Source organism: Streptomyces sp. NPDC060035, assembly GCF_042736635.1.
GTDB lineage: Bacteria > Actinomycetota > Actinomycetes > Streptomycetales > Streptomycetaceae > Streptomyces.
Genome location: NZ_JBHWVO010000005.1, coordinates 391296 through 404360 on the forward strand (window position 1 = coordinate 391296; position 13065 = coordinate 404360).

Here is a 13065-nt window from a genome sequence, read left to right on the forward strand (position 1 = left end):
CCGGACTTGATCACTGGAGCCTGATCACCCCGCTCAGGACGGCGACTCCTCGTCGTCCTCCTCGCCGGTTTCGGCCAGCACGGGTGAGCCGTGGTGGGACCAGAGCTTCCAGCCGTCCGGCGTGCGCCGGAACACGTTGGTGGCGACAACGAGCTGGCCGACGAGCGGGCCGAGCGAGTTGCCCTCCTCCGCCGGGCCACCGCTGAGGATGTTCTCGGTGCAGGTCACCAGCGCCGTGTCGCCGGTCATCGCGACCCCGACGTCGGTCAGGAAGAACTGGATGTACTCGGTGTTCGCCATGATCAGCGCGTAACTGCGCAGCACCTCGCCACGTCCGGTGAGTACCGGCCAGCCCGGGTGGACACAGGAGATGGTGAGGTCCTCACCCGGCAGCCAGAGGGCGGAGAGCCCGTCGAAGTCGCCTCGCTCCATCGCCTCGTAGAACGCGGTATTGGCCTGCTCGACGGACTCGATGTCGGCGGCGGCCTCCTCGTGCTCCTCGCGCGGGTTGTTCACGCGGCCCCCTCGACGGCGCGGGCGACGCGCACGGCGTCGGCCGTGGCGCGCACCTCGTGCACCCGGACCGCCCAGGCGCCCGCACGGGCGGAGAGGGCGGAGACCGCGGCCGTGGCGGCGTCGCGCTCGCGGGCGGGCGGTGGGGCCGCGCCCTCACCGGCCAGGACGTGACCGAGGAACCGTTTGCGGGAGGCGGCGACGAGCAGTGGCCGGCCCAGATCGCGCAGCTCGCCGAGGTGCGCCATGAGCGAGAGGTCGTGGGACGCGTCCTTGGCGAAGCCGAGGCCGGGGTCGATCACGAGTTTCTCCGGCGCGACCCCGCCCGCGATCACGGCATCCATGCGCGTGCGCAGCTCCGCGACCACTTCGGCGACGACGTCCTCGTACACCGCCCTGCTGTTCATCGACTCGCTGAAACCGCGCCAGTGCATGACGACGAACGGCACACCGGCCCCGGCGACGACCGGGATCATGCCCGGGTCGGCGAGGCCGCCGCTCACATCGTTGACCAGGGCCGCGCCGGCGGCGACGGCCTGCTCGGCGACGCGGGCCCGCATGGTGTCCACGGAGATCGTGATGCCCTCGGAGGCCAGCTCCCGTACGACGGGGATCACCCGCCGAAGCTCCTCCGACTCGTCCACCCGGCTCGCGCCGGGGCGGGTCGACTCACCGCCGACGTCGATCAGATCGGCACCCTCGGCCACCAGTTCGAGGCCGTGCTTGATCGCCGCCGTGGTGTCGAACCAGTGGCCCCCGTCGGAGAAGGAGTCGGGCGTCACGTTGACGACCCCCATGACCGCACAGCGGTCCCACTCCGGCAGTCCCTGCACTGTGCCCCGTCCTCGCAACGTACTCATACGACCAGCCTAGGCCCGGGAACGGGTCTGTCAGGCCGCACGGACTCCGCGCTCCACGCCCTGCTCGGGCCGGTGGCCGCAGGGGCGGGGCCGGCGGGCCCGGAACGGGCGGGGCAGCGCGAGGCTCACGAAGCCCTCGGCCTGCAGGGCGGCGAGGCCGATCCGGGGCAGGTCGCGGCCGGTGCGGAAGACGACGAACCGGGGCTCCCAGCGGGGCTGGAACTTCGCGTTGAACCTGTACAGCGATTCGATCTGGAACCAGCGCGACAGGAAGATCAGCAGTCCGCGCCAGCAGCGCAGCACAGGCCCTGCGCCCAGTCGCTCGCCCCGGGCGAGGGCGGAGCGGAACATGGCGAAGTTCAGCGAGACGCGTGCGACGGACAGCCTGGGGGCGGCCTGCAGGGACGCCACGATCAGGAGTTCGTTCATACCGGGGTCGGCCGAGCGGTCGCGCCGCATCAGTTCCAGGGACAGGCCGTCTGCGCCCCAGGGGACGAAGTGGAGTACGGCCTTCAGATCGCCGTACGGGGAATCCTCCGCGCCGGTTTCCGCCAGATGGGCGGTGGCTATGACGCAGTCGCCGTCGGCCCGGTCGCCGATCCGGCCCAATGCCATGGAGAAGCCGCGCTCCGTGTCGGTGCCGCGCCAGTCGGCGGCAGCCCTGCGGATGCGTTCCAGTTCGGTGTCACCGATGTCGCGTACGCGCCGGACGCGGGTCTCGTAACCATTGCGCTCGATGCGTTTCACCATCTGGCGTACGTTGCGCATCGCACGCCCGGCGAGAGAGAAATCCGCGACATCCACCACCGCCTCGTCGCCGAGCTCCAGTGCGGCCAGCCCGGTCTCCCGGGTCCACACCTCGCCGCCGGTCTCACTGCAGCCCATCACCGCCGGGGTCCATGAATGCGCCCGGGCCTCGTCCATGAAGCGCTCGATGGCACCGGGCCAGGCCTCCACGTCGCCGATCGGATCACCTCCGGCGAGCATCACCCCGGACACCACGCGATAGCAGACGGCGGCCTTGCCGCTGGGGGAGAACACGACGCCCTTGTCGCGGCGGAGTGCGAAGTGCCCCAGGGAGTCGCGGCCCCCGTGCGTGGCGAGCAGGGCACGCAGCCGGGCCTCGTCGTCCTCGGTGAGACGGGCGACCGGGTGTTCGGGGCGGAAGGCGAAATAGATCGTGGTGACGGCGGTCAGCAGCCCGAGAGCGCCCAACGAGTACGCCACCGTCCAGGAGGTCGCCCCTGCGTAGTCCACGGGCCCCTCCAGGCCGAACAGGCCGTACAGCACGTGCTGGAGCCGGTCGGCGATGGAGGGGTTCCCCACGACCCGGCCGGGATGCACGCTGACGACGACCAGGCCGAGCGCCAGCGAACCCGCACCGAGGAGGACGAAGTTGGCCAGCGCCTTCCAGCGGCTCCTCGGGTCGGGGAGAGCGGCGAACTGGCTCCGGTGCCGTACGAGCAGAAAGCACAGGACGAGGGAGACGAGTGCGCCGATCAGGGAGTGGCGGTAGACGAACTGCGCCACCGCACCCGCGGGCAGCAGGACGACGGCAGCCCGCCAGGCGCGCCGCTTGTGCCGCTTGATGCCGTGGGCGAGCAGGAGCAGCAGGACGCCCGCACTGAGCGAGAGCGCCGCGGCGAACGGGCCGAGGGCGCCCGGGAGCACTTCGGCGAAGGTGTGCATCCGGCTGTGCCGGAAACGCGGGAAGACTCCCGCGGCGACGTCGATCAGGCCCACTGCGGCGCAGGCGCTTCCCACCAGTGCCGGTACGGACGCGGGGCGCGGTCCGCGAAGGAGCCTGCGCCCACGTGCCACATTCGGAACCATTCCTGATTTATCCCCATCTACCGTGACAGACATCGCTTCCCGTGGCTCCGCGAGAGTTTCCTGAGTCCGCCGGCCGAAGCCCCTACGGACGATGTGCGCCCTCTAGGACGAGGCTTCCGCGGAGTGGGTTCATCCCCATTCCGGAAATTTCCCGCACAGAAAGCTCACCTTCACTCATGGGTCTCACCAGCAACGCCGTTCTGGTCATGGCGGTATCACTGGCCGTCGGACTGTTCGCGGCCACGATCCGGCTCTGGCCCCGGCTGGCCGCCCGCACCGCCTCCGCGGTGACGGGCCGGATCGCTCTGTTGCTGGCGACCCAGCTGTCACTCTTCGTCTCGGCCGGTCTCCTGGCCAACAACTCCTTCCTCTTCTACGGCTCCTGGGCCGACCTGTTCGGGCAGAAGCAGGAGCTGGGAACGGTCACCGACCACGGGACCGGTGAGCCGGCGGCCGGGGGCGTGGCCCGGATCGGCACCCTCCGGCCCGACGTGCCGGGAGGCAGCAGGCCCGCGGCGGCGGGCCGGATCGACAAGGTGGTCGTCTCCGGGAGGGTTTCGCGGATCGACAGCCCGGCATACGTCTATCTGCCCCCGGAGTACTTCCAGCCGGAGTACGCCCGGCGGACGTTCCCGGCAGTCATCGTGCTCACCGGCTACCCGGGCACCGCCGAGAACCTGATCGAGGGCCTGCGCTACCCGCAGACCGCTCATGAACGGGTCAGGGCGGGCAAGGCGCAGCCGATGATCCTGGTGATGCTGCGGCCGACGGTGGCGCCGCCCCGGGACACCGAGTGCGTGGACATCGAGGGAGGCCCGCAGACCGAGACGTTCTTCGCCGAGGACCTGCCGAAGGCGGTCTCCCAGGCGTACCGGGTCGGCAACCGGGCCCGTAACTGGGGCCTCATCGGCAACTCGACCGGGGGTTACTGCGCGCTGAAGCTCGGCCTGCACCACCCGGAAGGATTCGTGGCGAGTGCCGGTCTGTCGGCCTACTACAGGGCGGCCGAGGACCCGACGACCGGCGACCTCTTCCACGGCGACCGGAAGGCGCGCAACCGCGCCGATCTGCTGTGGAGCCTGGAGCACCGGCCGCCGGCCGTCTCGTCCTTCCTGGTCACGACGTCCCGGCAGGGCGAGGGGAATCTGCCGGGCACCAGGGAGTTCATCGACCGGGTGAAGGCTCCCGCCAAGGTGTCCTCGATCGTGCTCGACAGCGGCGGCCACAACTTCAACACCTGGCGGCGGGAGATTCCTCCGGCCCTGGAGTGGATGAGCGGCAGGCTCAGCGGGACCTGACTCCGGCGCTCCGGGTTCGGCGGGATCCGGGTCCGGTGCTCCCGTCGCCCCACGGACCGGAGGCCCTGTGGTTCACGGTGACGCAACCGTCGCCACGGTCTCCACCGCGACCTCGGCGCGCGGAAGGTCCTGGGCGTCCGCGTCGATCGAGCGGCGCAGGGCCTCGTGAAGGCGGGCCGGAGTGAGAACGCCCAGGAAGCGGCCGGTGCTCTCCTTGTCGATGACCGCGATCCAGCCCGCGTCGTGCTGGAGCATGGTGGCGAAGGCCTGCTTGAGCGGGGCACCGATCGGAAGCCACGCTTCCATGCGGCGGGCATGCTCGCGGACCGTCCCCGCGGCGTCGGCCGACGCGACGTCGCCCGCCGGGATCCAGCCGTGCAGCTTGTCCGCACCGTCCAGCACGACCGCCCAGCGGGCGCCCTCGGCCCGCAGCCGCGCGGTCGCCTTCGCCAGCGGATCGTCGAGATGGACGACCGGCGGCTGGTCCAGGTCGCTCTCCTCGATGGGAGTGACCGAGAGCCGTTTCAGGCCACGGTCCGCGCCGACGAAGTCTGCGACGTACGGCGTCGCGGGGGCCCCGAGCACGGTGGCCGGTGAGTCGAACTGCTCGATGCGCCCCTGTCCGTACACGGCGATACGGTCGCCGAGCCGGACGGCTTCCTCGATGTCGTGCGTGACGAACAACACGGTCTTGTGTACCTGTGCCTGCAGTTTCAGGAATTCGTTCTGCAGCCGTTCCCGTACGACAGGGTCGACTGCGCCGAATGGTTCGTCCATCAGCAGAACCGGCGGGTCGGCCGCCAGCGCCCGGGCCACACCGACCCGTTGGCGTTGACCGCCGGACAACTGCTCGGGATAGCGCCCGCCGTAAACGGAAGGATCGAGTCCGACAAGGTCGAGGAGTTCGGCGGCCCGCTCCCGCCCCTTTCCCCGGCTCCAGCCGAGGAGATGGGGGACGGTCGCCGTGTTCTCCAGGACCGTCTTGTGCGGGAAGAGCCCGACCTGCTGGATCACATAGCCGATGCGGCGGCGCAGTTGCACGGGGTCGATGGCGGATATGTCGTCCCCGTCGAGGAATATCCGGCCCTCGGTCGGTTCGATCAGACGGTTCACCATCTTCATGGTGGTCGTCTTGCCGCAGCCGGAAGGTCCGACGAGCGTGACCAGTTCACCCTCGCCGACCTCGAAGGAAAGGTCGTCGACGGCGGTGGTGCCGTCCGCGTACCGCTTGGTGACGTGCTCGAAACGGATCATGATTCCCCATTGTGACGCGGGTTCTGTGAAGGACATGTTGCTGGAATACGACAGCCTCGGCGATTGTCGGTGCTCGAGGATAGGGTCGCCAGACATCGAGTCCAGGGCGGCAAACAGGAGGTGGGGGACGGATGGCCGAGCAGAACTGCCTGGTGGCGAACGACTGGATCTGCGGCGAGTATCTGCGCTCCCGCAGCCAGGAGCTGACCGAGGCGACCGTCCAGCACATCTGGATCACGGTGGTTTCGGTGCTGATCGGTCTCGCGGTCGCATTTCCGCTCGCGCTGCTCGCACGCCGCGGCCGGCATTTCGCCGGACCGGTACTGGGCCTGACCACCGTGCTCTACACGGTGCCGTCGCTGGCGATGTTCTCGCTGCTGCTGCCGCTGTTCGGACTGTCCGCAGCCCTGGTCGTCACCGGCCTGGTGCTCTACTCGCTGACCATTCTCGTCCGGAACATCCTGGCAGGGCTCGAAGCGGTGCCCCAGGAGGCGAAGGAAGCGGCGCAAGGCATGGGCTACGGCCCCGGCCGGCTCCTGTGGGAGGTGGAACTCCCCCTTGCGCTGCCCGCGTTGATGGCCGGTCTGCGGATCGCCACGGTGTCGACGGTAGCGCTGACCACGGTGGGATCCCTCGTCGGCAAGGGTGGCCTCGGCAATCTCATCGAGGACGCGCTGCCCAGCTTCTTCAAGGCCCAGGTGCTCACGGCCTCCGTGCTCTGTGTCCTGCTCGCGGTGGCTGCGGACCTGCTGCTGCTCGGCCTGCAACGCCTGCTCACGCCCTGGACCCGCATACGGACACCCGCCACGGCGACCGGTCCTGCCGGCATCGCGAAGACGAAGGCGGGCTGATCCATGGGAGTCGTCGGGGAAGCCTGGACCTGGCTCACCACCGGCACCAACTGGTCCGGCGAGAACGGGGCGACGCACCGGCTGGGCGAGCATCTGTACGTGAGCGGAGTGGCCCTGGCGGTGGCCTGCGCCATCGCCCTGCCGCTCGCGCTGTATCTGGGGCACCTGGGCAAAGGGGGTGCGCTCGCGGTCAACATCTCCAATGTGGGGCGGGCGATCCCGGTATTCGCGGTGCTCGCCCTCTTCATGATGACGCCGCTGCGCAACTCCGGCTATGTCCCCACCATCATCGCGCTGGTGCTGTTCGCCCTCCCGCCGCTGCTGACCAACGCCTATGTCGGGATGAGGGAAGTGGACCGGTCGGTGGTCGAGGCCGCCCGGGGGATGGGCATGTCCGGCGTGCAGCTCTTCGCGCGGGTGGAGCTCCCGCTGGCCTATCCGATGATCATGACCGGGCTGCGGTCGGCCGCGGTCCAGGTGGTTGCCACCGCCTCGATCGCGGCGATGGTCGGCCTCGGCGGCCTGGGCCGGATCATCACCGCAGGATTCAACACCTACGACACGGCGCAGGTCTTCGCGGGCGCCGTACTGGTCGCCCTGCTGGCTCTGGTGGTGGAGGGGGCACTCGTGGTGCTGGACCGGCTGCTGTCACCCCTGCGCCGCCGCCGGACGGCATGAACGCGCGCTTTCGGATTGTGCACACCCCTTTTTTTCGCGGACGGAGAACAACATGAGCAGGACCTCGCGCATAGCGAGTGCAGTCATCGGAGTGGTCGCGCTGGCCGGGTCGCTCGTCGCTTGCGGCGGCGACAGCCTGGAGAAGGAGAAGAGCGGCCCGGACACCGGGGCGGGCGCGGACTCCAAGAAGGGCTCGCTCGTCGTGGGCGCCGCCTCCTTCACCGAGTCCAAGGTGCTCGCCGAGCTGTACGCACAGCTCCTGGGCAATGCCGGATACAGCACCTCGATCACCACGGTGAAGAATCGTGAACTGTACGAGCCGTCGCTGGAGAAGGGTGAGATCGACGTTGTCCCCGAATACGCGGCGACCATCGCCGAATTCCTCAACGCCAAGGTCAACGGGGCGAAGGAGGCGGAGAAGAAGCCGGTCGCCTCAGGGGACGCGACGGCCACCGTGGCAGCCTTGGAGAAGCTTGCCGGGCCGCTCGGGCTGAAGGTTCTCCCGGCCGGCGAGGCAGTCGACCAGAACGCCTTCGCGGTGACGAAGGAATTCGCGCAGAAGAACAACCTCACGACACTTTCCGACCTCGGCCGGTCGAAGATCAAGGTGAAGATCGCGGCGGGCGACGAGTGCGACGTGCGCCCGTTCTGCGCACCGGGTCTGAAGAAGACGTACGGCATCGACGTCACCGGGATCGACCCCAAGGGAGTCGGGACACCGCAGTCCAAGCAGGCGGTCAAGGACGGCAAGGACCAGCTTGTCCTCACGACCACCACGGACGCGGTGCTGGACGCGTACGGGCTGGTTTTCCTCCAGGACGACAGGAAGCTCCAGAACGCCGACAACATCCTGCCGGTGCTCAACGCCAAGGACGCGGGTGCGCCGGAGATCGCCGAGGCGCTCGGGAAGCTCACCGATGTCCTCACCACACAGGACCTCGCGGAACTGAACCGCAAGGTCGACGCCGAGCGCGCCAAGCCCGCCGATGCGGCCAAGGATTATCTGCAGTCGAAGGGTCTGATCAAGAAGTAGGCGGCCGCGGAACAGTCATTTGAGGGGCCGCAAGGTAACCGGGCGGGAACAGATTGCCGGGCGGCCTCCCAAGTGACCCGTGCGCACGGTAAATTTCGGGCCATGCCACGTGGACGTCACCGCCATTCGCCACCTCTCCACAAAATCCTGCCGCCCTCCGTGGTGGCCGGAGTGCCGGTCGTCTGCGCCGCCGGAGCCTGGTTCCTCGCGGAACCTGTGGCGCTACGCGTTCTGGTGGCCGCGACAGCCGCCGCCGCTCTCAGCGGCGCCTATCTGATGCGCAGCTGGGACCGGGCGGCAGGGGTGCGCGTCGCGGAGCTGACCCGGGCCCGCGTCAGCGACGAGTGGAAGACCGAGGAGCGCATAGCCGAGCTCGAGGCCGACCTCGAGGAATCACGGGAACTGCGCATCCGCCTGGAGACGAGGCTGCGCCGCAAGCGGGTGGAGCTCGCCGGCCTGCGGGGTGAACACGCCGCGCTGCTGCGCCGCTACGCGAACGCCGAGACCGAGCGGGCCGGCGCGCTGGAGGGCCGCAGGCAGCTCGCCATCGAGGCGGCGGCCGCACCCCGCGAGCTCCCCGCAGCCCGGTCCACCCCGACCCCGGCCGCCTATCTGCGCGCCGCCCAGGCTCTGCAGGATCTGACGCGCAACGCCGCGCTCCAGGAGGCGCACCGCACGGCCGGGCTGGCCAGGCAGCGCGATCTCGCCGAGCGTGCCGCGGAGCGGGACTCGGAGGGCGAGGGGCCGAAGGGGAAGCACGCGGCGGTCGCCGGAGCGGGTGACCAGCACCAGCACCGCCGTCCGTCGGCCGCCCTCCCCGCACCTCAGCTGCCGTCCGCACCCGTGCGTGCGCGCGCCATACCCGTCGCTTCCGCCGTCGTCCCCTACGCCGGTGGGCGCCGCCATCTCGTCCCGCAGGGGAACTTCGACTTCTTCGGTACGCAGAAAGCGAACGCCGCGATCGAGTCCGTGCAGAACGAGGACCTCGCGGACGTCGTGGGCGAGGAAGCACTGGCCGCGCACCGTACGCGCACGGCCGAGAACCGCGCCGTCGGCAAGGTCATCGACCTGACCGCCCACGACGAGACCGAGCAGCTGGACGTCGCCCAGCTGCGCAGCGCGATCTCCTCGTAGCCGCTGCGCGCCGGGCGGCCGCCGGCCGGCTACTTGTCGATGTCCCCGACGACGAAGAAGAGCGACCCCAGGATCGCGACCATGTCGGCGACGAGAGTTCCCGGCAGCAGTTCGGTGAGCGCCTGGATGTTGTTGAACGAGGCGGAGCGGAGCTTCAGCCGGTAGGGGGTCTTCTCGCCCTTGGACACCAGGTAGTAGCCGTTGATGCCGAGTGGATTCTCGGTCCACGCGTAGGTGTGTCCCTCCGGCGCTTTCAGGACCTTGGGCAGCCGCTGGTTGATGGGCCCGGGTGCCAGGCCTGCCATGCGGTCGAGGCAGGCGTTCGCCAGGTCCAGTGCGTTGTGCGTCTGCTCCAGCAGGCACTCGAAGCGGGCCAGGCAGTCGCCCTCGGTCCGGGTGACGACCTTGAGGGTGTCCTGCAGCTCCCCGTACGCGAGATACGGCTCGTCGCGCCGCAGATCGAAGTCCACCCCGGACGCGCGGGCGATCGGGCCGGACACCCCGTAGGCGTTGACGGCCTCGGCGGACAGCACACCCACGCCCCGGGTGCGGCCCCGGAAGATCTCGTTGCCGAGCACCAGGCGGTCGTACACGTCCATCCGGGAGCGGACCGAGGCGACGGCCTCCCTGGCCCGGCCCAGCCAGCCCGCGGGAAGGTCCTCCTTGAGGCCGCCGACCCGGTTGAACATGTAGTGCATCCGGCCGCCGGAAACCTCCTCCATCACGGCCTGGAGCTCCTCGCGTTCCCGGAACGCGTAGAAGACCGGAGTGATCCCGCCGAGTTCGAGGGGGTAGGAACCCAGGAACATCAGATGGTTCAGGACCCGGTTCAGCTCGGCCAGCAGCGTCCTCGTCCAGACGGCGCGCTCCGGGACCTCCATGCCCAGCATGCGCTCGACGGCCATCACGACACCGAGCTCGTTGGAGAAGGCCGACAGCCAGTCGTGGCGGTTGGCGAGCATGATGATCTGCCGGTAGTCGCGGGCCTCGAAGAGCTTCTCCGCGCCGCGGTGCATATAGCCGATGACAGGTTCGGCCTGCTGGATCCGCTCACCGTCCAGGACGAGCCGCAGCCGGAGCACACCGTGTGTGGAGGGGTGCTGCGGACCGATGTTGAGCACCATGTCGGTGCTCTCTGCCGCGCCGCCGATGCCGACCGTCGTCTCCGTCATGCGGGACAGTATCCCCCTTCCCGTTCCCGGGACTCGGCCCCAGGTCCCTTGGACCGACCGGCACATGGGGGGCGGCCTCAGCCCGGCAGAGGCCGGATCAACCCTGTCCGGCGTCGGAGGGCCGGGGTACGGGGCGACGGCCCGGCCCCGTCCGCTGCCGCAGCCAGCCGAAGTCGCCGAGCCCACCCCGTGCGGTGAGCTCAGCCGCCTCTCCGGCCCTCGCGAGCGCCCGCACGTAGCCGGCCGGATCCGCCGACGCCTGTGCGAGCGGCGGACGTTCACCGCTGACCCCCAGCTCCTTCAGCGCCGTCCGCTGATCCAGCAGTTCGGCCTCCGCGCCACTGCCTGCCGCTGCCTCCGCGCACGCGTCCATCGCCACATGCGAGGTCAGGTCGCAGCTCCCGTCCGGCACGGGCCGCACCTCGCGCCCGGCCCGGAAGCCGGTCAGCGTTCCGAACGGCGGTCTCGCCCCCCGTGCATGCGCGTAGTCCACCGCCACCGCGACGCCGCCGGCCATCGAGGCGACCGCCCGGGCCCAGGCCTCGTCGCGTGGCCGGCCGATCTCCGCACGGGCACCCGGCCCGGTCAGCGGCCACCAGCGGGCCAGCCACTCCGCGTCCGCCCCGGTCACCGGATCGCCCAGCCGTTCCGTGCCGTCGGCCCGGACGAGGACGTAGCGGGCCACCCCGTCGGCGTCGGCCTCGGCGATGTCGGTCGGGACGTTGTCCAGCCACTCGTTGGCGAACAGCAGCCCCTTCGTGCCCTGCGGCAGTTCGGCGCTCCACCCGATGCCCGGGTCCAGGCCCGCAGGCCGCGGCGCGAGCTCCACGGCGTGGGCCCGCACGACGAGCCCCGCGCCGGCGCCCCCGGCCCGCAGCGCCGTCAGTACGCCGGTCAGCAGCTCACCCCGGCCCGCTCCCACATCCACCAGGTCCACAGAGTCCGTTCCCAGCTCGCGCGCCGTGCCGACGAGCAGCCGGGCGACGGCGGAGGCGAACAGGGGGGATGCGTGCACCGACGTACGGAAATGGCCCGCCGGCCCCTCGGGGCGCCGGTAGAAGCCCCCGTCCCCGTACAAAGCGGTCTCTGCTGCTTCCCGCCATCCGCACCAGTCATACGTCACGTAGGCAAGTCTCCACCTTGGGGAGTACGGTCCCAGGACCCGGATCGGCCCTTCGGCTGACCCGCGCACCGATCACCTGTACCTACGCTGGGTCACGTGCAGCGCCTCTACGATTTCATCCGCAGACACCCGACGGGCGTCGACACCTTCTGGGCTGTCTTCCTCCTCGGGCTCTCCGGCATGTCCATCGTGGCCGACCAGGCCGGTGAGGGCAGGGCGCGCGTCGCCGCCGTACCGATTGCGATCGGGCTGTGCACCGTGGTCGCGCTGCGCCGTCGCGCACCGGAGAAGATGCTGCTGCTCACGATCCTGATGGGAATCGCGCAGCTGCTGCTCGACGTGCGTCCGGGCGCCGCGGACTTCGCCATGCTGGTGATCATCTACACCGTGTCCACCGTGGGGGAGCGCTGGGCGTCCCGGCTCGCCCTGGCGTGCAGTCTCGGCGCCGCAGGGCTCTCGCAGCTGCGCTGGCCGGAGGATTCTCCGTCGGGCAACTGGCTGCAGTCGATCTTCGTCGTCGTCGTTCTGACCGTCCCGTTCGTCCTCGCATGGGTGCTCGGTGACTCGATGCGCACCCGGCGGGCCTACTTCAGCCAGCTGGAGGAGCGCGCCGCCCGGCTGGAGCGCGAGCGCGAGGCGCAGTCGAAGGTCGCCGTGGCCGCCGAACGGGCCCGCATCGCCCGGGAGCTGCACGATGTCGTCGCGCACAACGTCTCGGTGATGGTGGTTCAGGCCGACGGCGCCGCCTATGTCATGGACGCGGCTCCCGACCAGGCCCGGCAGGCCCTGGAGACCATCTCCAGCACCGGCCGTCAGGCGCTCGCCGAGATGCGGCGGCTGCTCGGGGTGCTGCGCACCGGCGACACCCGGGAGAGCGGCGAGTACGTGCCCCAGCCCGACGTCGAGCAGATCGAGGACCTGGTCGACCAGGTCAGACGGACGGGCCTCGCGGTGGACTTCAAGATCGAGGGCACTCCGCGTCCCCTGCCGACCGGCGTCGAGCTGACCGCGTACCGCATCGTCCAGGAGGCCCTCACCAACACGCGTAAGCACGGCGGCCCGGATGCCGGGGCCAGCGTGCGGCTGGTCTACTTCGACGACGGCCTCGGGCTGCTCGTCGAGGACGACGGCCGGGGCGCCGCGCACGAGCTGTACGAGGACGGCGGGGCCGACGGCGCCGGACACGGAATGATCGGCATGCGGGAGCGGGTCGGCATGGTCGGCGGCACGCTGGACGCGGGACCGCGCCCGGGCGGCGGCTTCCGCATCAGCGCACTGCTCCCGCTCAAGCCCGCCAACCAGTGACACAAGGACAG

Annotated in this window: 12 protein-coding genes; 6 read left to right on the top strand and 6 right to left on the bottom strand. The window is 70.2% G+C overall.

Annotated features, from left to right (window positions below):
- Positions 1-33: 33 nt before the first annotated feature.
- The 3 genes from ACFWBQ_RS11000 to ACFWBQ_RS11010 all read right to left on the bottom strand — a co-directional run bounded on the left by ACFWBQ_RS11000 (position 34) and on the right by ACFWBQ_RS11010 (position 3239).
- Positions 34-516 (bottom strand): nuclear transport factor 2 family protein, encoded by a 483-nt coding sequence (locus ACFWBQ_RS11000; RefSeq protein WP_385486418.1) that lies wholly within the window; start codon positions 514-516, stop codon positions 34-36.
- Positions 513-1310, bottom strand: coding sequence for a dihydropteroate synthase (folP, locus tag ACFWBQ_RS11005; protein WP_385486500.1), 798 nt, complete (start codon positions 1308-1310; stop codon positions 513-515). The genes ACFWBQ_RS11000 and folP overlap by 4 nt, the downstream gene beginning before the upstream one ends.
- 93 nt (positions 1311-1403) lie before the next feature.
- Positions 1404-3239, bottom strand: coding sequence for a phosphatidylglycerol lysyltransferase domain-containing protein (locus ACFWBQ_RS11010; protein WP_385486420.1), 1836 nt, complete (start codon positions 3237-3239; stop codon positions 1404-1406).
- Positions 3240-3382: 143 nt separating this feature from the next.
- On the opposite strand from ACFWBQ_RS11010, the gene ACFWBQ_RS11015 reads away from it, so the two are divergent.
- Entirely contained in the window at positions 3383-4504 is a 1122-nt protein-coding gene (locus ACFWBQ_RS11015; RefSeq protein ID WP_385486422.1) for an alpha/beta hydrolase, read from the top strand.
- Between the two features lie 72 nt (positions 4505-4576).
- Here ACFWBQ_RS11015 and ACFWBQ_RS11020 read toward each other — a convergent pair whose 3' ends face one another.
- Positions 4577-5758, bottom strand: coding sequence for a betaine/proline/choline family ABC transporter ATP-binding protein (locus ACFWBQ_RS11020; RefSeq protein ID WP_385486424.1), 1182 nt, complete (start codon positions 5756-5758; stop codon positions 4577-4579).
- Between the two features lie 131 nt (positions 5759-5889).
- Here ACFWBQ_RS11020 and ACFWBQ_RS11025 point away from each other — a divergent pair, with 131 nt between their 5' ends.
- From ACFWBQ_RS11025 to ACFWBQ_RS11040, 4 genes are all read left to right on the top strand, one after another.
- On the top strand, positions 5890-6609 hold the full coding sequence (locus ACFWBQ_RS11025; protein ID WP_385486427.1) for an ABC transporter permease: 720 nt from the start codon (positions 5890-5892) through the stop codon (positions 6607-6609).
- 3 nt (positions 6610-6612) lie between these two features.
- Positions 6613-7287, top strand: a complete 675-nt coding sequence (locus tag ACFWBQ_RS11030) for an ABC transporter permease (RefSeq protein WP_385486429.1) — start codon at positions 6613-6615, stop codon at positions 7285-7287.
- Between the two features lie 52 nt (positions 7288-7339).
- Positions 7340-8320, top strand: a complete 981-nt coding sequence (locus ACFWBQ_RS11035; RefSeq protein ID WP_385486431.1) for an ABC transporter substrate-binding protein — start codon at positions 7340-7342, stop codon at positions 8318-8320.
- A gap of 102 nt (positions 8321-8422) precedes the next feature.
- Positions 8423-9454 (top strand): hypothetical protein, encoded by a 1032-nt coding sequence (locus ACFWBQ_RS11040; RefSeq protein ID WP_385486433.1) that lies wholly within the window; start codon positions 8423-8425, stop codon positions 9452-9454.
- Positions 9455-9483: 29 nt separating this feature from the next.
- Here the strand turns inward: ACFWBQ_RS11040 and ACFWBQ_RS11045 are convergent, their stop codons facing one another.
- Both ACFWBQ_RS11045 and ACFWBQ_RS11050 read right to left on the bottom strand, forming a co-directional pair.
- Entirely contained in the window at positions 9484-10626 is a 1143-nt protein-coding gene (locus ACFWBQ_RS11045) for an NADH-quinone oxidoreductase subunit D (RefSeq protein ID WP_385486435.1), read from the bottom strand.
- Between the two features lie 97 nt (positions 10627-10723).
- Entirely contained in the window at positions 10724-11749 is a 1026-nt protein-coding gene (locus ACFWBQ_RS11050; protein ID WP_385486437.1) for an SAM-dependent methyltransferase, read from the bottom strand.
- Positions 11750-11845: 96 nt separating this feature from the next.
- On the opposite strand from ACFWBQ_RS11050, the gene ACFWBQ_RS11055 reads away from it, so the two are divergent.
- On the top strand, positions 11846-13054 hold the full coding sequence (locus ACFWBQ_RS11055; protein ID WP_385486439.1) for a sensor histidine kinase: 1209 nt from the start codon (positions 11846-11848) through the stop codon (positions 13052-13054).
- The last annotated feature ends 11 nt before the right edge of the window (positions 13055-13065 follow it).

Excerpts from the sequence above, each read along its gene's own strand:
- folP (WP_385486500.1), bottom strand. The coding sequence starts at position 1,310 with ATGGGGGTCGTCAACGTGACGCCCGACTCCTTCTCCGACGGGGGCCAC.
- ACFWBQ_RS11010 (WP_385486420.1), bottom strand. The coding sequence starts at position 3,239 with ATGTCTGTCACGGTAGATGGGGATAAATCAGGAATGGTTCCGAATGTG.
- ACFWBQ_RS11015 (WP_385486422.1), top strand. The coding sequence starts at position 3,383 with ATGGGTCTCACCAGCAACGCCGTTCTGGTCATGGCGGTATCACTGGCC.
- ACFWBQ_RS11020 (WP_385486424.1), bottom strand. The coding sequence starts at position 5,758 with ATGATCCGTTTCGAGCACGTCACCAAGCGGTACGCGGACGGCACCACC.
- ACFWBQ_RS11025 (WP_385486427.1), top strand. The coding sequence starts at position 5,890 with ATGGCCGAGCAGAACTGCCTGGTGGCGAACGACTGGATCTGCGGCGAG.
- ACFWBQ_RS11030 (WP_385486429.1), top strand. The coding sequence starts at position 6,613 with ATGGGAGTCGTCGGGGAAGCCTGGACCTGGCTCACCACCGGCACCAAC.
- ACFWBQ_RS11035 (WP_385486431.1), top strand. The coding sequence starts at position 7,340 with ATGAGCAGGACCTCGCGCATAGCGAGTGCAGTCATCGGAGTGGTCGCG.
- ACFWBQ_RS11040 (WP_385486433.1), top strand. The coding sequence starts at position 8,423 with ATGCCACGTGGACGTCACCGCCATTCGCCACCTCTCCACAAAATCCTG.
- ACFWBQ_RS11045 (WP_385486435.1), bottom strand. The coding sequence starts at position 10,626 with ATGACGGAGACGACGGTCGGCATCGGCGGCGCGGCAGAGAGCACCGAC.